Genomic DNA, 18,699 nt, shown 5'->3' with positions numbered 1-18,699 from the left:
AAATCGCTGTGACATCAAAAGCGTCGAAACGAAGGCACTGGATTATCTAAATATAGTTGCAGAAGTTTGCCTGCGGGCTAAGTGGAAATTCCGGTGCCGTTGACCACCTCGTTCCGGAACTTTAATTAAGGTAATTCCGTGACATTTTGACCGTGTTAATATATTGATTATTAATTGCGATTCCCTTTAATCACTACACAACTATATGCTCTAAACCGCACGGAATCGCCAGGGCAAGCGTCTCGGAATTTCCAGGCTGTCGACCATATAGGCATAGGGGTCGTTTAGCGTGATGAACCCCCAATACTTGTTGTCAAGGCAGCTATCAAGCGTTGACAAAATTTCTTTTTTGGTCATACGTTCTAAAATAATTATATAGTTTTGATAAAATGATATAACAGGTCGGTCACCTTTTGTAAATGCTCAAAATCGATCAAATTGATCTTATCCTGCGGTGTATGATGCTCGTCAAAGCCGCCTGAACCGAGCAGCAGTGAAGGAATCTTCTTCTTCATGAAGCTATAAGTATCTGTGTTACTCAACACTTCTCTGACCGAGTCAGTAGGTGAGAACTGCAATCCTTTAGTGGTAAAATCCGTCCTGGCCTTATAAAATGCCGCTTTGAAAGTGGGGTCGCCCAGCGCCCATACACCGTTGAATGAACGGTGTTTACTTCCAAGCTGTTCCAGGTTGATCGTCATCGAAATAGCTCTTTGCGGAATAGGTAAGTGATCCGCAAACCAGCGGGAGCCTTTCAGGTTCAGTTCCTCACCGCAGAAAAATGCAAATATCACTGCCCGTTTGCCGGGATGCGTAGCAAGCATCCTGGCTGCACCTAGTTCGGCCACACAACCACTGGCATCGTCGTTGGCGCCATTGTAGATGTGTTTGCCGATGCGCCCGATATGATCGAGATGAGCCCCAACTATTATGCCTTGATGCGCTGGCTTCCCATCTGTTCCGGGCACAATGCCTATTACATTATAGCCGGTTTTACATTCAGACACGTAGATGAGCTTTACATTTACACTATCGCCTCTAGTGAGCATTTTTGCCAGTGCCGGGCTCACCACAATGGTTGGCATAGCGTCGGAGGTACTGGTGCCATCGGGCAAATAGTGCATATACCCAAACCGGTATTGGCGGATAACCGTAGTTTCCCAATTACTGGCCTGGCTTTGGCTCGGAAGCAGGATAATGCCTACCGGTTTCCCCTTCACTGAATCACCGGGCGATAATACCACCCATCTTCCCTCTTTTGCAATGCCGCGTTGAACCACGATAAAGTTTTCGGCGCTATGAAGATAAATCTTGCCGCCTATCCTCATCTTGCTGCCCGAATAATCATCCCAGCTAAAGGGCACCGGTTGTAGGTATGTTCTTTTGCCAGCCTCTTTCCAACCCGGTTTTATGCCTGTAGCCCTTAGCTGCGCTTCTACATATCTAGCGGCTTTTAAATAACCGGCAGAAGCGGTGAACCGCCCTTGCGTAGCATCGGACGCAATACCATACATATCCTTTTTTAAATTGGCTATATTCTGTGCGCCGCTCTTAAAACCGATAACAGCCAAAACCGCGATGATCAAATACTTTTTCATGATTATTGGCGGCTGATCTTCATTACCTGTTTACCATTTTCATATACTATCAGCGACTTGTTATCCGGGAACTCCAATTGCACATCATAGCCTTCGAGAAAAAATTTGTTGGTCGATTCGGGATAAAGCACGGCGGTAGGGACGCCATCGCCGGATACCTTGATAGCATTGCCATCTTGCTCAACTTTCATCAGCTTGCCATTGTTTTGGGCATAAGTACCGGTGTGGCTCTTGATCACGTCATTAGCAATAGTTATTCTTTCGTGGGTAATGGCTCCTTTGTTCATGGTTTCCAGTACCTGTGTGCCGCAGGAAAGTGCGCGTTTGATGACCAGGTCTGTTACAAACATGCCGTTATCGGCGTTAGTCATCACCACAATACCACTTTTTGACTTTGGTAAAAAAATGGCCATCGTGCGCACGCCAACATCAGAGCCGCCGTGCTCCAATGCGTATTCACCATTGGGCAGGCCCATTACCAGCCCCCAGCCAAGGCCCCGGCAATAGTTCTCTTTTACCTTTACCTGTGGAAGGATCATATCAGCAAAAAGTGTATCCGGCAGACCAAGCCCGCTCATTGTATAGATACCCAGCTTACAGTAGTCTTCAACGGTTGTAATCAAGTCATCAGCTGCACTTACCGACGTTTGTACTGAAATATTGTACCGGATGCCCTGCCCATTGTACCACACGGCAAAACGATTAGTATCAATAGCGTCGCTCCAGTACTGCGTATTGTTCATGCCCAGCGGCTTAAACAGGTAGGTTTTCATCAGTACGTCCAATGACTGATGAAACTTGTTTTCCAGTGCATGGCGCAGGTATTCAAAACCTTCGCCCGAATAGCCGAATTTAGTACCCGGCTCAAAATTGAAACGCAGTTTAGTGCCGTTATTATCCGAACGCCAGTTGGGGAAACCAGTTTGATGACTAAGCACTGTGCGGGTAGTGATTTTATTAAGGTATGGGTTGCCTGCAATATCCGGATCGATCCAGTAATGTGAAAGCGGCTCATCCAGGTTCCACAAACCTGCCTGTACCAGCCGCATAGTAAGCATGGCGGTAACGGGTTTTGTTTGTGATGCAATATTAAATAAGGTATTGATGGGTGCCGGATGTCCCCCCTGAACATTGCCAAATGTTTTAAGCCATTTAATGCGGCCGTTTTCTATCAGCCCTACGCCTGTGCAGGGAACATGGTTCTGCGCCATCCAAACGGGAACGTCGCGTAGCAATGACTTAATAAGCGTGTCCTGCTGTGCAAAAACAGCGTTGCTGATGGCCAGAAATAAGATGATGAAGGTGAGTTTCGTTTTCATAAACTTTAAGATTATGAACCAAAAGTATCCAGGCACAAAAAGCTAAAAAAATAAGAATGACAAGCCTTCAATGATTGATGACAAACGTAAACAGGCTGGGGATATCCGTCTTTGGCGACGTTCATCACCAGATAAAGTACGTTTATCACCAAAATTTGGATGTGACTGCCAGTCTTGGTTTATTTGAATAATGAAACAGTTCGATTGGACACGTTTATTTACCTGGCCCTATAAGGTTTATGCGCAATTGGCGTTCTGGATCGTCGTGTTTTTCCTGTACATCTTACTGAAGGAATATCCCCCGCGAATGACGGGCATAGCCTTGATTTGTATAATCTTACAGGAAATGCTGGAACTGGCAATTCCCTGTTACACGCAAAATCTTTTCGTACTGCCTTTCTTAAAGCGCCGCAAATGGCTTATCGGCATCGTCATTTATGTCGTCCAGGTGGTGGTGCTCATTGAGTTATTGCCTTATTTCTTGAACGCCATAGGCTGGCTCTTTGCGCACCTGTTTCATATTACTGATGTGGTTACTAACTGGCAGGATCAGCACTTTGCGTTCACCATGGTGGCCTTTACGCTTATGGCTTCCTTGGCCAAAGTGGCCATTGATCGCCTGATACGCGACAAAGAACAGAAGGAGAATGAATTGCGTCATCTAAAGGCACAACTGAACCCGCATTTTTTGTTTAACACCCTGAATAATTTGTATGGTTTATCAGTGACTGGATCTGAAAAGCTGCCCGGCATGATGCTGAAATTGTCGGATCTGATGCGGTATTCGCTTTATGATACCGGTCAGCATTATGTAACGCTGCAAAAAGAAGTTGAATACATTGCTAACTATGTAGAGCTGGAACGCATCCGGCTGAGTAATAACGCGGACATTCAATTAGGCATTGAAGGCGATACAACAGGCCAATACATAGCGCCTTTGCTCATGATTGTATTCGTGGAGAACGCCTTTAAACATTTTACGACGGCAAAAGAAAAGACAGCTTTTATCCATATCCTGCTTTCGGTGAAAGATGACAAGCTGCATTTGAACGTTAAAAACTCCATCGATCCCGGCTATGAGCCTACGCCGTCTGCAAAACGTAAAGGAGGGCTCGGTATGGAGAACGCCAGGCAACGCCTAAATCTGATTTATCCCGGTCAGCATAACCTTACCATAAACAAGAATGCAGACTGCTTTGAAACTGACCTTACAATTGAACTGACATGACCCTGAACTGTATCATAGTAGATGACGAACCCATTGCCCGCGACATTTTGCGGACCTATATTACACAGGTACCCTATTTAAACCTGGTTGGCGAGTGCCGCGATGCGTTCGAAGCGATGCAGCTGATCAATAAGCAGCCGGCAGACCTGCTCATCCTGGATATCAATATGCCTAAACTTAGCGGACTCGATATGCTCAGGACATTAAAAAAATACCCGGCCATCGTTATTACATCTGCTTACCCGGAATACGCCCTCGAAGGCTTCGAGTTGTCCGTAACTGATTATCTGCTTAAGCCTTTTTCCTTCCCTCGTTTTGTGCAGGCTACAGAAAAAGTAGTCAACCATAGCAGGTATCCGGCGGCGGAACACGCCGATCAGCATGATTTCGTAATGGTCAAATCGGATAAAAAATTAACCAAAGTATTTTTTAACGATATCAGTTATGTTGAGGCCTATGGGAATTACATCTTTATTTACCGCGGAGCGGAGCGTATCATGTCCAAACAAACCCTCACCCAGTTCGAAGAACAGATGCCTGCCGCGAAATTCGCCCGCATCCATAAATCCTATCTGGTTTCGCTCAAAGCGGTTAAATTCTTTGAAGGCAATGAGATAGCTATTGGCGATAAGAAACTGCCCGTTGGCAAGGTTTACAAAAATGATGTCCTGCATAAACTGAATGGCTAATTATCACGTTGGAAGAAACAACCACTAATGTGTGGACATATGGATATCAGCCGAAACAAAATGTGAACCGGGAAACGATCAAGAAAATTAGTTCACTTTTATTTTGATAACTTAACAATGAACAAGTTCAAAACACTACTTAATGCGTTCGATACGGTCCTTCAGAAACATAACCCTGTAGCTTATCGGGGCCTATTACCGCCGTTAACTGACGAAGAAATAGATGTTTATCTGGCAAATTTTTCCATTGAGGATGAAGACCTGAGATTACTTTATCAATGGAAAGCAGGCACAAGGATGCCGATGGATGGACAAATGACCGACTATGGCGGTTTGCTGACCTTTGATTTTGTAAACAAGTTGCTTTCTCGAAAATTTTACTACGACCCGTTGCTGTTACCGTTGATCAGCGAGAACGGCGAAGAGATGCTGTTGTTTAACAGTAAGCCAGGTCAACATTATGGCAAAATATATCTCTATTCTGTCCCCCAGCTTTACATTGAGCACCCGGTAAGCTATTTCGATTCCTTGCAGTCTATGATTCAAACGATCACCGCCGCCTATGAGCAGGGAGCATATATCTTCGATAGCCGGGAAAACTGGCTGGATACTGACTACGATAAATTCCACAAAATTGCCACTACTCTTAACAAAAGTTCCGTGTTTTGGACGGAGCATGATGAAGTTATGTGGGAGGAATGGTACGAAATTTAGCTGTTTGTAAAAAGGTTGGGAATTGCCCTGCCGGCCCGCGGGTTGTGCTCAATTAACTGTGTCATTTATTATCCTGTTTGGAAATTCCGGTGCCGTTGACCACCTCGTTCTGGAACTTTAATTAAGGTAATTCCGTGACATTTTGACCGTGTTAATTTATTGATTATTAATTGCGATTTCCCTTAATCACTACACAACTATCTGCACTAAACCGCACGGAATCGCCTGGTCAAGCGTCTCGGAATTTCCACAATGATCAGGCTGGTAGCTGATAGTAGCAAAATCGCCTTTGTTTAAACATTGTTTTAACAAAAAAATAAAGGCAGTTACCGTCTAAAGTAACTGCCTCATTTTCAGGTAGCGGGAGCAGGACTCGAACCTACGACCTTCGGGTTATGAGCCCGACGAGCTACCAACTGCTCCATCCCGCACTCTATTTTCAATTCTCAACAGCGAAATCGGCGTTTTAAATTGGACTGCAAAGATATAATTCGTTTCTTTGCAGTCCAAATAATATTTTATTTATTTTTCTATGAGTCATAAGGCAGGTTTTGTAAGCATAATTGGGAAGCCAAACGCAGGCAAGAGCACCCTTATGAATGCGCTCGTGGGCGAAAAGATGTCTATCATCACCCCAAAAGCACAAACCACACGTCACCGTATACTGGGAATTGTAAACGGCCAGGACTACCAGATCGTGTTTTCGGATACGCCGGGTATTATGAAACCGCACTACGCCTTGCAGGAAACTATGATGCACCAGGTAAATGGTTCGCTGATAGATGCTGACTTGGTTTTGCTGGTAACGGACATTAACGAAAGACATGACGAGAGCGATATCCTGGAAAGATTACAGGGTTCATTCGCGCCGTTATGCGTGGTTATCAATAAGATCGATAAATCGGACGAGGAGACTGTGAAACAAAAGATAGCTTACTGGCAGGAAAAACTAAACCCGAAGGCCATATTCGCTGTTTCGGCATTGAAGGAGCACAACGTGGTAGCCGTGATGAACTTTGTGATGGAGCATTTGCCCGAGCATCCGGCTTATTACGAAAAGGATTTTCTTACTGACCGGAACGACCGCTTTTTTGCATCAGAAATTATCCGTGAGAAGATATTTAAGATGTATGAAAAGGAAATTCCTTACAGCACAGAGGTGATCATTACAGCCTTCAAGGAAGGGGACGAACTGTACCGTATCAGTTCCGAAATTATTGTGGAGCGAGAGTCACAAAAGAACATCCTGATTGGCAAAGGCGGCGAAAGTCTGAAAAAAGTTGGCACCTACGCCCGAAAGGATATGGAAGATTTTTTCCAGAAAAAAATCTTCCTTGAAATGTTTGTGAAGGTGATCCCCGATTGGCGCAGCAAAAAAAATTACCTGAAGAAATTCGGGTACGAAGACTAATTTAGATGTGAGATATGAGAAATGAGATTTGAGACACTGCTTTAGTGACTCGCGAACAATCTCACTCTCATTTCTCACGTCTCAAATCTAAACAAGAATGAGCAACATAGTAGCTATAGTAGGCAGGCCGAATGTGGGCAAGTCGACCTTATATAATCGTTTAACCGAAAGTCGCAAAGCCATTGTGGATGATTTTAGCGGCGTTACGCGCGACCGTCACTACGGTGTTGCCGAGTGGATCAACCGCCCGTTTACAGTGATCGACACTGGGGGTTATGTGGCCCACTCCGAAGATGTTTTTGAAGCCGCTATACGCGAGCAGGTGATTATCGCTATTGAAGAAGCTACCGTGATCCTTTTCCTGGTGGATGTAACTACCGGAATTACTGACCTGGACGATGAAATAGCCTCACTATTACGTCGTAGCAAAAAGCCGGTATATGTGGTGGTGAATAAGGTGGATAATAATTCGCAACAATCAGATGCAACGGTTTTTTATAGCCTGGGATTGGGCGAGATTTACAATATCTCATCAATGACCGGATCAGGAACCGGGGAGTTGCTGGATGCTGTGGTGAAGGATTTTGATGACGAACCACTTGAAGAAAACGCGTTACCGAAATTTGCTATTGTTGGTCGCCCGAATGTAGGTAAATCATCCATCATCAATTCACTGATCGGCAAGGAACGCAATATTGTCACTCCGATTGCCGGGACTACCCGCGATTCTATTCATATCCATTATAACCAGTACGGACACGATTTTATGCTGGTTGATACCGCCGGTCTACGCAAAAAAACAAAGGTTAAAGAGAATATCGAGTTCTATTCGGTGATGCGTACCATCAAGGCCTTGGAAGAAGCCGATGTGGTGATATTGATGATTGATGCGGTTGAAGGTATCGAATCACAGGATATCAATATTTTTCACCTCGCCGAAAAGAATAAAAAAGGCATCGTGATCGTGGTAAATAAGTGGGATTTGATCGAAAAGAATAATAAAACCACCAAGGTTTTCGAGGAGATGATCCGCAATAAGATCGCACCGTTTACGGATGTTCCGGTCGTGTTTACTTCGGTGACCGAAAAGCAAAGAGTATTGCGCGTAATAGAAACGGCTGAGAAGGTTTATGAGAACCGCAAGAAGAAAATACCTACCTCGAAACTGAACGAGGTAATGCTACCTATTATCGAAAGCTTCCCCCCCCCATCCATCAAAGGTAAATATGTGAAGATAAAGTACATCACGCAGATAAACGGAGTTTCTCCAATGTTTGCTTTCTTCTGCAATCTGCCTCAATACCTAAAGGAACCATACTATCGTTTCCTGGAAAATAAGCTACGCGAGAATTTTGATTTTTCGGGTGTACCGGTACAGATATTCTTCAGACAAAAGTAGTCTTGACGTGCAAATGTGCGGATGAAGAGATGCGCAGATATTTTTTTGAATGATTTATATTAACATACGCATTTACACCTCTGCATATTAGGGTGTTACACTTGAATACTTTGCCCCGTAATAATAGTTATTATAATCTAATACTTTTATTATGATGAAGATATATTACATAGTGTTTGCCCTATTCGTATTCTCCAGCTGCAAAAAAAGTGGCGTCGCTATTGATAATGGCTGCATAAGCGAGATAAAGAGACAGAGTTTCGGAGTCACCGCTGCCGATTCCATAGCGGCTGTTCAATTACTTACACAAAATCATTTACCAACTAATGATCTGCAATTTGAGTATATCAGACTACATGATACCGTTACAACAAATGGCACCACCAATGTTTACCAGTATATTTTTGCTGTCGAATATTTAAACGGACTTCCTGTACTTTCTTATGATTTTGGATATACTTTTAAAAATAACGTCTTCCAACAGGTGACAGGAGCCCGATATGACGCAATTACTTTGAATACTCATTCAACGCAATCGCTTCCAAGATTGAGGGAATTATATATGACTGAGGTAAGCAAAAACGGTACTACTATAGTCAACTTTAAAGATTCTTGTGTGGTAGCGCAATTTGGATATTACGATATGAATGTCGATTTTAATGTACTCACTAATGATCATACACCAAACTTTGTGAAAGCATGGAGTGTAAAACCTAAACATGCATGGTATCCACAAGTTATTTTCCGGGACGATGATGGTAAAACAATTATATATAATACTGGGCCCGTTTTGCTCAATCAATAGCCAAAATAGCCTTTTTTAGTGTTTCATCATCGCTGTTTAATACCTTGTAGTAAGCGGTATCGCCCCATTTAAAGCGGGCAGCAAAGGCCTTGAGTAATAGTTTGATATTGTCTTTTGAGATCTTTATTTCTTTGGAGTCCATTTCCTTCAGTGTTTTGGAGGCGTAGATTATAAAATCGTCAAACTGGTTATCGCTTACTTTGAAATCATTCACAAAGTTGTCATCGGTCTTAAAGCTGTTCAGTATGCCCTGCATTTTATCAATCACAAAGGCATTGAAAAGCTGTTGATTACCTAATTCTTGTATCAGCATGGTATTACCAGTAGTATCGGCGGGGACAAATACATCGGGCATAATACCACCACCACTGAATACCTTGCGGCCGGATGAAGTGTGGTAAACAGCCGCTTTTTTAAAAGCGCTGTCTTTTAAATAGTTTTCTTCCGAAAACAGCTCACCTTTTTGAACACGTTCGTTCACTTCGTTGCGGTAGCTCTCCGTGCCATCTTTATAAGATTTTTGAATCGACCGTCCGGAGGGCGTATAGTATCTTGCTACAGTAAGGTTAACCGCCGAGCCATCATTGAAAGTAAACTGTTGTTGAACCAGGCCCTTACCAAATGAGCGTCTGCCTACAATAACTGCGCGGTCGAAATCCTGTAAGGCTCCGGCCAATATCTCGCTTGCTGATGCTGAATACTCATCTATCAAAACTGCCAGTTTACCACTTCTAAATAAGCCCGAATCTGTCGCAAGATATTCGGCACGCGGCTCATGAACGCCTTTGGTGTATACGATCAATTTACCTTTTTCCAGAAACTCGCTGGCCAGTTCGGTTGCTGCGCTCAGGTAACCGCCGCCATTTCCGCGAAGATCAAGCACGAGTTTCTGCATGCCTTTTTCCTTTAGCTTTTTGAGCGCGTCGCGAAAGTCGGGATCGGTAGTCGCTGCAAATTTGCTGATCTTAATATAGCCTATTGATGGAGCGGCCATGTAGGATGCATCGAGGCTGCTGAGGTCGACGTGACCGCGTTTGAGATGATAAACTTTGACGGACTTGTCTGCAGGTTTTAAAACAGAAAGTGCTATCTGAGAATCCTTGTCGCCTTTAAAAACTTTATTTACTGCTGAAGGTGTAAGATTGGTGCCTGAAAACTTCTTATTGTTTACTTCGATCACTTTATCGCCATCCTCCATGCCCGCCTTTTGAGCCGGTCCGTCACCATACACCTGTGTGATCACCAAAGTATCCCGAAGTATCTGGTATTCAATGCCGATACCATTGAATCCCCCATCAAGCTTTTCATTAATGGACTCAGCTTGTTGAGGCGGTAGATAAAGAGAATGCGGATCGAGGTTTTGAAGCAGATTGTTCACGGTAACGCCCTCAATGCTATCTACATTTACCGAATCAACATAATTTCGATGTACCAGTTGCAGCACTTTAGAGACTTTACTGCTGCCCGGGAAAGGAAAACCACGGCGTGTATTTTCAGCCAGGTATAGGCCTATGGCGATACCCAACAAAAGAAGAATTGCTGACTTGAAAATAATCTGCGCCGCTCTTTTCATACTGTGAGTACAAAGTTAATCAATTGAAATTGAAGGCAAATAATTATATACTCGCTTTACTTGGATTTAATGATTTTTATCGATTTTTGTTAAAAGAACGATTTACCATGGAACGGACTACCGAAAAAGACTCTCATTACAATAACCTGGAGCAAATGCCGGTGTCTGAGATCCTTAAAAACATCAATAAGGAAGACCATTCAGTAGCGGATGCAGTAGCTGAAGCACTGCCACAAATAGAAAAATTGGTAGAAATTACCGCCGAAAAAATGAAAAATGGCGGCCGATTGTTTTACATAGGAGCCGGAACGAGCGGCCGCCTGGGAGTGGTTGATGCATCAGAATGTCCACCGACGTTTGGCGTACCGTTTGATATGGTAGTGGGCCTGATAGCAGGTGGCGATGGCGCTATACGCAAGGCCGTGGAATTTGCCGAAGATGATATGACGCAGGCCTGGAGAGACTTGTCGGTCTACCAAGTCAGCGAGCGCGATGTGGTTGTTGGCATTGCTGCATCGGGTACTACACCTTATGTGATCGGCGGTTTACGGAAGGCTAACGAAAAAAATATCGTTACAGGCTGCATTGTATGCAATACAGGCAGTCCGGTGGCGGCAGAGGCGAAATATCCCGTTGAGGTAATAACCGGCCCTGAATTTGTGACAGGCTCCACGCGCATGAAAGCAGGAACGGCACAAAAGTTGGTGCTGAATATGCTAAGCACCGCTGTGATGATCCAGTTAGGCCGCATAAAGGGTAACAAAATGGTGGATATGCAACTAACCAACAACAAACTGGTTGATCGTGGTACACGCATGGTGATGAACTATACCGGGCTGAATGAAACCGCTGCAGCTGAACTATTGATGAAATATGGAAGCGTACGCAGGGCGGTCGAAGTACACATGCAGGGTGAGTGAGTGGGCGTATGATTTTACAATTAGAATAAGAAGGATTGGACTATGCATGAGATAGAGCCATATTATAAATGGAGAGATGACTACATCGCATCTGAAGATGAGAACTCACCCTTTTATGCTACAGAATATAATGAGTTTGAGTTTGATAAGCAGGTGTATAACTATCTGCTACACCCGCAATGGGATTCATTTGGCTCAAATACCTTATACCTTAAAGTTTTGTTTGCCGATTACGACCGTGGTTATACTATAATCGAGCTTATCGGCGAATGGAATGACGCGATAAGTAATGATATTATGTTACTAAAGCGTGAGCTGTTGGAGCTAATGATGGATAATGGAATAGATAAGTTCGTTCTGATAGGTGAGAATGTGCTTAACTTTCACTCATCGGATGATTGTTACTATGAAGAATGGTTCCAGGAGGTGGAAGATGGCTGGATAGCGGGGGTCAACTTTCGACAGCACGTGATTGACGAATTCAAACGCAACAATATCGACTACTACATCAACTTTGGCGGTGATCTGGACGACATGATCTGGCGCAATCTTAAGCCGCTTCAGTTCTTCAAAAAAGTAGAAGAACAACTAATCAAGAGACTCAACTGATGTGCCAATATGCGTATGCGGAGATGTACAGATGATTTGGATTGCTTAATTTGTACATCTACTCATTTGCACCTCCGCATACCCATACATTGATAATTGCATCAAAAAATTCGTAGCTTCGTATAAATAAAAAATCAATTTTTTTTAAAAATGGAAAATCAAAACCCGGATTACACTTATAAGAACGTGATCCAGATAGAAGACGCGGACCAGTCCCGTAAATTTATAGCAGGTGTGTTTTCATGGATGTTCGTAGCATTAGGTATTTCTTCAATTGCTGCTTACTTATTTGCCAGTACACCCTCTTTATTACAATTGTTAGTGGACCCTGCCACAGGTCAGGCTACAATTTTATTCTGGGTGGCCATGTTTTCCCCCTTTGCTTTTGTGTTGATCATGAGCTTTGGCATTAACCGTATATCCTATTTAGGACTATCATTACTGTATATTGCTTATTCCGCAGCCACTGGCATCAGCTTGAGCTTCATCCTGCTAATATATACCGCATCGTCAGTGTCCGGTGTGTTTTTAACTTCATCGGTTGTCTTTGGTATAATGGCTGTTGCCGGATATACTACCAAAACCGACTTAACCAAATTTGGCTCCTTAATGATGATGTTGTTAGTCGGAATTATAGTTGCAACTATTGTGAATTTCTTTTTACATAGTTCAGGATTAAGTATGCTGATCAGCTATATAGGTGTGGCCGTATTTGTTGGCCTTACAGCTTACGACGTACAAAAACTGAAAAGAATAGGCGCCGGTCTGGAATATGGCGATGCATCAGCCAAGAAAATGGCTTTGATGGGTGGCTTAACTCTTTATCTTGATTTCGTTAACCTGTTCTTATTCCTGTTGCGCATTTTCGGCAGAAGAAGATAAGCGATATATCTACAGACTCAAATCCCGGTTACGCATAATAACCGGGATTTTTAGTTTAAAATATGTTGATTCCTTGACATTTAGAAAATAGATTGTATTTTTATAAATTATCAACCTGTAGAAGCGATCTGTTTTTAGCCGTTTTCGTGAAAAAACTATTAGCCATATCACTGCTTTTGGTACACCTGTATAGCTTGTATGGGCATACGGTATTGTACTTTTATTCTGTTTATCGTTCTGATAAATTGTTTGCCGAGCAGATCAGCATGGATAAATACAGTTTGGATGATCTGGTATCTGTTAAGGTTCCGGTTAAAATGCCGACCATTGAAGACTGGAAAGATTATGCAGCTATCTCCGGCCAGGTGCAGTTTCAGAACAACAGCTACAATTACGTTAAACTGAGGATGACAAAGGATACCATGTACTTGCTGTGTATCCCTAATTATAAAAAGACGAGGCTCATTAATCAAAATCTTATTACTGCACGAAAGATTGCAGATATTCCCAATGCCAAAAAAGATCATGTGCCTTTTGGTAAACAAAGTATTTTAAACGATTACAATCTACAGGCAATAAAATACCATTTTGCTTCTCCGGTGGTTATCATAGACAATGTTACCGGAAGTATTAATGCTGGCCTGGTTAAATGTATTCTCCCCAGTCCGGCACCACCGCCCAAGTGCTAATTTTAATCTCAATTTTTAGGAATAGATACACATCACGCTGAGGGCTGGTGTGGTTGGTTGATTTTTATTGTGCTCTGCTATAGGCGCGTATCAGCCGCAATTATGCAACTATTCTTAATCGGTTTGACATCAGTATCATCTGACACGTCAGTCTGCAAAAACAGAATTTTTTTACGATCATCTGCAAATGTCTCCGTGCAAATTGTAGTATGATGCATTAGCATTTAATACCATGAAACTAAAACAACATATACCTAAAATTATCATTGCGGTGGCGGCCTTACTATGTATAACAGGATTTATCACTTATCGCAATTCAGCACCCTCTTCTCATCAGCAAATGATCGGGTTGTTACGTGAGATAGAACAACGCAACAATAATATGTCTAATCCTTTTAATGCAAAACCCAAACTACACCATTTCGACTCCTTGTTTAGCCGGCCTAATGGCCAGAATATTTATACAATGAGTATTGGGGCGTCCTTATCATTAAAGGAAGGACAGGAGCAGAAGGCAGTGGATATTTATGAAAAGCTGATGGATAAGATGAACTTTTACCAGGTAAATGATATGCTTCCTGATATGGGGATTGCCTATATGCGGCTGGGTGAGCGAACCAATTGCATGCTTAATCATAATGGTTCATCATGTATATTTCCGATAAAGGACGAAGGGATACATCGGATCAAAACCGGTTCGGCAAAGGCTATCCAGGTGTACGAAACTATACTGAATACAAATCCGGACGATCTGGCATCGCGGTGGCTGCTCAATGTAGCTTTTATGACCCTGGGAACTTATCCGCAGGCAGTACCCAAGGAATTCCTTATCCCCGACCTGAACGCGGATACCGGGTATAAAGTAAAACCGTTTACCGATATGGCTGCCGATCTCGGCCTCGATGTTTTTAGCCGGGCCGGTGGAGTTATTGTTGATGATTTTAACAATGACGGCTATTTGGATATTATTACCTCAGGCTGGGATATAAGCGACCCGATGCATTATTTTCAGAATAATAAGGACGGAACATTTACTGACGTTACCGGGCAAAGCGGCTTGAAGGGAATTACAGGCGGGCTTAACATTCAGCAGGTGGATTATAACAATGATGGAAACCTGGACATTTTTGTTTTAAGAGGCGCCTGGAACGTCCAGGGTTACGGAAATCAGCCCCCATCATTGCTGCGCAATAATGGCGACGGTACTTTTACGGACGTTACCATACCCGCGGGACTACTCTTTTTCCACCCGACACAGGCTGCTACATGGGCCGATTTCAATAACGACGGTTACCTGGATGTATTTATCGGTGCTGAGAATGCTGGTTTTCATGACGCAGGTGGTGTCCACGCGTGTATGATGTATATCAATAATGGCGATGGCACTTTTACCAATGTTGCTGATAAGGCTCATTGCAACCTGACGGCATATGTTAAAGGTGTAACATCTGCTGATTATAATCATGACGGCTGGCCCGACATATTTGTATCAACAATGGATGGCGATAAATACTTGCTGAAAAATAAGGGCAAGCAAGGCAAAGATATAGAATTTGAAGACGTTTCAACGCAGGCAGGCTTTTATAAGAATACCGAACCGACTTTTACGACATGGTTTTTTGATTATAACAACGATGGCTGGCCGGATATAATGGTCGGTGACTATAATATGCGGATGAACAAACCATTGGGTTATTTCGCTGCCGCCGAAGGTTTAGGGAAACCAGTTCCCAAAATGGGTAATACATTTCTGTACAGAAACAACCATGATGGCACCTTTACTGAAGTGACCAAGGAAGTAGGCCTGAACAACGTGGTTTACAGCATGGGCGGCAATTTCGGCGATTTGGATAACGATGGTTACCTGGATATGTACCTGGGTACAGGCAATCCCGATTTTAAGTCATTAGTGCCGAATAGAATGTTTAAAAATGTTGATGGTAAACGATTTGTCGATGTAACCACTTCGTCGCGCACAGGTAATTTGCAAAAGGGACATGGTGTTGCCTTTGCTGATCTGCGGAACGTAGGAGTTCAGGATATTTTTATAGAGATGGGCGGGGCCTACAGAGGGGATTCCTATAATAGTTCACTATACGTAAATCCTGGCCAAAGCAATAATAACTGGATATCCTTAAAACTGGAAGGTGTAAAAGCAAACCGCTGCGCCATAGGCAGCCACATCAAAATGAGCTTTACCGAAAATGGCGTGAAAAGAAGCGTCTACAAAGATGTCAATTCAGGTGGCAGTTTCGGTTCATCGCCTTTAAGGCAAGAGATCGGAATTGGTCAGGCGAAAGTGATAGATGATATCGAAATCACCTGGGCAGGAAGCCATACCGTGCAACATTTTAAAAATATGATACCAAATCAGTTCTTGCAAATCACCGAAGGTGATAATAAGGCAATGGCTATGCATTTGAACAAATTAACATTTAAACATAAAGCGGGCATCCCAATGTGTATGCCGATGAACGCTAACTTGAAGTAGAAAAATAAATATTAAAGATCATTTAATATTAAAAACCATGAAACTCAAAAAGTACGTACCAAAAATTATCATCTCGGCGATGGTATTGTTGTGTATAACAGGATTTATCGCCTACCGTAATGCGGGACCTTCGTCCCATGCGCAAATGATCAGCTTATTACGTAAGTTGGAAAAGCACAATGACATTGTGACCAATCCTTTCAATGCCAAGCCCAAATTGGTTTATATCGACTCGCTTCTTAATCTGCGGGGTAATAATCACAATATGTATGCGCTGAGTGTAAAGGCGCCACTGTTATTAAAAGAGGGTCAGGAACAAAAAGCAGTGGACATTTATGAAAACCTGATAAACAGAATGGATTTCAGCGCAGTAAACGACATGCTTCCAGATATGGGTATTGCCTATATGCGTTTGGGCGAACGCAGTAATTGCATGCTCAATCATACCGGTTCGTCGTGTATATTCCCTATAAAAGATGAAGGCGTTCACAGGATCAAAACCGGCTCGACAAAGGCTATCCAGGTATACGAATCCATACTTAAATCTGATCCGGACGACCTGTCGTCACGTTGGCTGCTTAATGTAGCTTTTATGACTCTGGGCACTTATCCTAAAGCAGTGCCTAAAGAATTTCTGATTCCCAATTTAGATGCAGATACCGGCTATAAGGTAAAACCATTTACCGATATGGCTGCCGACCTAGGCCTGGACGTTTTTGGCCGCGCCGGCGGTGTTATTGTTGATGATTTTAATAATGATGGGTACTTGGATATAGTTACTTCTGGCTGGGACATAAGCGACCCTATGCATTATTTTCAAAACAATAAAGACGGCACTTTTACAAATGTGACAGAACAAAGTGGCCTCAAGGGAATAACCGGCGGCTTGAATATTCAGCAGGTGGATTATAACAACGACGGCAATCTGGACATTTTTGTTTTAAGAGGCGCGTGGAATACGCAGGGTTTTGGGAATCAACCCCCATCCTTACTACGTAACAACGGCGACGGCACTTTTACGGATGTTACAATACCCAGCGGACTGCTTTATTTTCACCCCACCCAGGCGGCTACATGGGCTGACTTTAACAACGATGGCTATCTGGACGTATTTATTGGTACCGAAGACTCTGGTGGTGGAGATGCCGGCGGGACCCATACCTGTATGCTTTACATCAACAACGGCGACGGCACATTTACAAACGTTACAGATAATGCACACTGCAATTTGACGGCTTTTGTAAAGGGGGTAACATCCGCAGATTATAATAACGATGGCTGGCCAGATATATTTATATCAACACTGAATGGTTATAAATACTTGTTAAAGAATAAGTGCAAATCAGGTAAAGCCGTGGAATTTGAGGACGTTTCTATAGCGGCAGGGCTTGATAAAAACAGAGAGCCCACTTTTACGACCTGGTTTTTTGATTATGATAACGATGGCTGGCCCGATATAATGGTTGGCGGTTATAATGGTAAGGCTAATGTACCACTAGGGTACTATGCCGCCGCAGAGGGTCTTGGGAGACCTATCCCGAAGATGGGTAATCCGTTTTTATTCCACAATAACCATGATGGCACTTTTACAGAAGTGACAAACGAAGTAGGCCTGAATAAGGTAGTTTTTAACATGGGCGCCAATTTTGGTGATATCGATAACGACGGCTATCCGGATATGTACTTTGGTACCGGTAATCCTGATTTCCGCTCACTAGTGCCTAACAAGCTGTTCAAAAATATAGATGGCAAACGATTTGCTGATGTAACGACTTCATCGCGCATGGGAAATTTGCAAAAAGGGCATGGTGTGGCCTTTGCTGATTTTAGGAATGTGGGCATCCAAGATGTTTTTATAGAAATGGGGGGCGCTTATAAAGGCGATTCGTACAACAGTTCGTTGTATGTCAACCCTGGTCAAAGCAATAATAACTGGATATCATTAAAACTGGAAGGCGTTAAGGCCAACCGCTGCGCAATAGGCAGCCACATTAAAGTGACTTTTACTGAAAATGGAGTAAAAAGGAGTGTTTACAAAGATGTCAATTCAGGCGGAAGCTTCGGTTCGTCGCCATTAAGACAGGAGATTGGCATTGGCCTGGCTAACCGGATTGACGATATCGAAATTAAATGGGCCGGGAGCCAAACAGTGCAACATTTTAAAAATCTGGCGCCAAATCAGTTCTTGCATATAACCGAGGGTGATGATAAGGTGACGGCGGTGCATTTGAATAAATTAACGTTCAAACACAAAGCCGGTATCCCGATGTGCATGCCTATGACTGCCAGTACAGATAAATAAACAATTATTATGTGTAATATGTTAACCATAAACAAAATAACACCTATATTTAAGTCATATTTAACTTTAA

The 18,699-nt window shown here is 43.1% G+C and carries 15 protein-coding genes and 1 tRNA gene; 12 read left to right on the top strand and 4 right to left on the bottom strand.

From position 1 onward, the window contains the following. Positions 1-371: 371 nt before the first annotated feature. Both Q3A68_RS10855 and Q3A68_RS10850 read right to left on the bottom strand, forming a co-directional pair. Positions 372-1,598, bottom strand: a complete 1,227-nt coding sequence (locus tag Q3A68_RS10855; RefSeq protein WP_302901107.1) for a M28 family metallopeptidase — start codon at positions 1,596-1,598, stop codon at positions 372-374. Positions 1,599-1,600: 2 nt separating this feature from the next. Next, positions 1,601-2,917: a serine hydrolase domain-containing protein gene (locus tag Q3A68_RS10850; RefSeq protein WP_302901106.1), complete on the bottom strand. Its 1,317-nt coding sequence runs from the start codon at positions 2,915-2,917 to the stop codon at positions 1,601-1,603. A gap of 190 nt (positions 2,918-3,107) precedes the next feature. On the opposite strand from Q3A68_RS10850, the gene Q3A68_RS10845 reads away from it, so the two are divergent. The 3 genes from Q3A68_RS10845 to Q3A68_RS10835 all read left to right on the top strand — a co-directional run bounded on the left by Q3A68_RS10845 (position 3,108) and on the right by Q3A68_RS10835 (position 5,548). After that, positions 3,108-4,145 carry a sensor histidine kinase gene (locus Q3A68_RS10845; protein ID WP_302901105.1) on the top strand — a complete coding sequence of 346 codons (1,038 nt, stop codon included), beginning with the start codon at positions 3,108-3,110 and terminating at the stop codon, positions 4,143-4,145. Then, positions 4,142-4,834, top strand: coding sequence for a LytR/AlgR family response regulator transcription factor (locus tag Q3A68_RS10840; RefSeq protein WP_302901104.1), 693 nt, complete (start codon positions 4,142-4,144; stop codon positions 4,832-4,834). Before Q3A68_RS10845 ends, Q3A68_RS10840 begins: the two co-directional genes overlap by 4 nt. A gap of 117 nt (positions 4,835-4,951) precedes the next feature. Further along, the gene (locus Q3A68_RS10835; protein ID WP_302901103.1) at positions 4,952-5,548 is read left to right on the top strand and encodes a hypothetical protein; all 597 of its coding nucleotides are present in this window, start codon (positions 4,952-4,954) and stop codon (positions 5,546-5,548) included. A gap of 358 nt (positions 5,549-5,906) precedes the next feature. Here Q3A68_RS10835 and Q3A68_RS10830 read toward each other — a convergent pair. Then, positions 5,907-5,979 (bottom strand) — tRNA-Met (locus Q3A68_RS10830). 101 nt (positions 5,980-6,080) lie between these two features. Between Q3A68_RS10830 and era the strand changes: the two genes are divergently transcribed. From era to Q3A68_RS10815, 3 genes are all read left to right on the top strand, one after another. Next, positions 6,081-6,959, top strand: a complete 879-nt coding sequence (gene era, locus Q3A68_RS10825) for a GTPase Era (protein ID WP_302901102.1) — start codon at positions 6,081-6,083, stop codon at positions 6,957-6,959. A gap of 97 nt (positions 6,960-7,056) precedes the next feature. Continuing rightward, positions 7,057-8,358, top strand: a complete 1,302-nt coding sequence (gene der, locus Q3A68_RS10820) for a ribosome biogenesis GTPase Der (protein WP_302901101.1) — start codon at positions 7,057-7,059, stop codon at positions 8,356-8,358. A gap of 151 nt (positions 8,359-8,509) precedes the next feature. Then, positions 8,510-9,163, top strand: a complete 654-nt coding sequence (locus tag Q3A68_RS10815) for a hypothetical protein (protein WP_302901100.1) — start codon at positions 8,510-8,512, stop codon at positions 9,161-9,163. Here the strand turns inward: Q3A68_RS10815 and Q3A68_RS10810 are convergent. Continuing rightward, entirely contained in the window at positions 9,153-10,736 is a 1,584-nt protein-coding gene (locus tag Q3A68_RS10810) for a S41 family peptidase (protein ID WP_302901099.1), read from the bottom strand. The two genes, Q3A68_RS10815 and Q3A68_RS10810, sit on opposite strands and share 11 nt — an antisense overlap. A gap of 107 nt (positions 10,737-10,843) precedes the next feature. Between Q3A68_RS10810 and murQ the strand changes: the two genes are divergently transcribed. The 6 genes from murQ (at position 10,844) to Q3A68_RS10780 (ending at position 18,629) form a co-directional block, all read left to right on the top strand. Next, a complete protein-coding gene (gene murQ / locus Q3A68_RS10805) occupies positions 10,844-11,656 on the top strand; it encodes an N-acetylmuramic acid 6-phosphate etherase (RefSeq protein ID WP_302901098.1) in 813 nt (270 codons plus the stop codon). A 42-nt stretch (positions 11,657-11,698) separates the two neighbouring features. Further along, complete coding sequence (locus tag Q3A68_RS10800; RefSeq protein ID WP_302901097.1) at positions 11,699-12,265, top strand: hypothetical protein; 567 nt, start codon at positions 11,699-11,701, stop codon at positions 12,263-12,265. Positions 12,266-12,415: 150 nt separating this feature from the next. Continuing rightward, positions 12,416-13,147: a Bax inhibitor-1/YccA family protein gene (locus Q3A68_RS10795; protein WP_302901096.1), complete on the top strand. Its 732-nt coding sequence runs from the start codon at positions 12,416-12,418 to the stop codon at positions 13,145-13,147. A 146-nt stretch (positions 13,148-13,293) separates the two neighbouring features. Further along, positions 13,294-13,836, top strand: a complete 543-nt coding sequence (locus Q3A68_RS10790) for a hypothetical protein (RefSeq protein ID WP_302901095.1) — start codon at positions 13,294-13,296, stop codon at positions 13,834-13,836. A 232-nt stretch (positions 13,837-14,068) separates the two neighbouring features. Next, a complete protein-coding gene (locus tag Q3A68_RS10785; RefSeq protein ID WP_302901094.1) occupies positions 14,069-16,327 on the top strand; it encodes a CRTAC1 family protein in 2,259 nt (752 codons plus the stop codon). Between the two features lie 37 nt (positions 16,328-16,364). Then, on the top strand, positions 16,365-18,629 hold the full coding sequence (locus Q3A68_RS10780; RefSeq protein ID WP_302901093.1) for a CRTAC1 family protein: 2,265 nt from the start codon (positions 16,365-16,367) through the stop codon (positions 18,627-18,629). The last annotated feature ends 70 nt before the right edge of the window (positions 18,630-18,699 follow it).

The sequence above is a fragment of the Mucilaginibacter tolerans genome, from assembly GCF_030519375.1.
GTDB lineage: Bacteria > Bacteroidota > Bacteroidia > Sphingobacteriales > Sphingobacteriaceae > Mucilaginibacter.
This window is presented reverse-complemented; position numbering and strand designations above follow the sequence as displayed.

Bases quoted from the DNA above. Each gene is read 5' to 3' on its own strand.
- Q3A68_RS10850 (WP_302901106.1), bottom strand. From the start codon at position 2,917: ATGAAAACGAAACTCACCTTCATCATCTTATTTCTGGCCATCAGCAAC.
- Q3A68_RS10815 (WP_302901100.1), top strand. From the start codon at position 8,510: ATGATGAAGATATATTACATAGTGTTTGCCCTATTCGTATTCTCCAGC.
- Q3A68_RS10780 (WP_302901093.1), top strand. From the start codon at position 16,365: ATGAAACTCAAAAAGTACGTACCAAAAATTATCATCTCGGCGATGGTA.
- Q3A68_RS10855 (WP_302901107.1), bottom strand. From the start codon at position 1,598: ATGAAAAAGTATTTGATCATCGCGGTTTTGGCTGTTATCGGTTTTAAG.
- murQ (WP_302901098.1), top strand. From the start codon at position 10,844: ATGGAACGGACTACCGAAAAAGACTCTCATTACAATAACCTGGAGCAA.
- era (WP_302901102.1), top strand. From the start codon at position 6,081: ATGAGTCATAAGGCAGGTTTTGTAAGCATAATTGGGAAGCCAAACGCA.
- Q3A68_RS10800 (WP_302901097.1), top strand. From the start codon at position 11,699: ATGCATGAGATAGAGCCATATTATAAATGGAGAGATGACTACATCGCA.
- der (WP_302901101.1), top strand. From the start codon at position 7,057: ATGAGCAACATAGTAGCTATAGTAGGCAGGCCGAATGTGGGCAAGTCG.
- Q3A68_RS10840 (WP_302901104.1), top strand. From the start codon at position 4,142: ATGACCCTGAACTGTATCATAGTAGATGACGAACCCATTGCCCGCGAC.
- Q3A68_RS10845 (WP_302901105.1), top strand. From the start codon at position 3,108: ATGAAACAGTTCGATTGGACACGTTTATTTACCTGGCCCTATAAGGTT.
- Q3A68_RS10835 (WP_302901103.1), top strand. From the start codon at position 4,952: ATGAACAAGTTCAAAACACTACTTAATGCGTTCGATACGGTCCTTCAG.
- Q3A68_RS10795 (WP_302901096.1), top strand. From the start codon at position 12,416: ATGGAAAATCAAAACCCGGATTACACTTATAAGAACGTGATCCAGATA.
- Q3A68_RS10785 (WP_302901094.1), top strand. From the start codon at position 14,069: ATGAAACTAAAACAACATATACCTAAAATTATCATTGCGGTGGCGGCC.
- Q3A68_RS10810 (WP_302901099.1), bottom strand. From the start codon at position 10,736: ATGAAAAGAGCGGCGCAGATTATTTTCAAGTCAGCAATTCTTCTTTTG.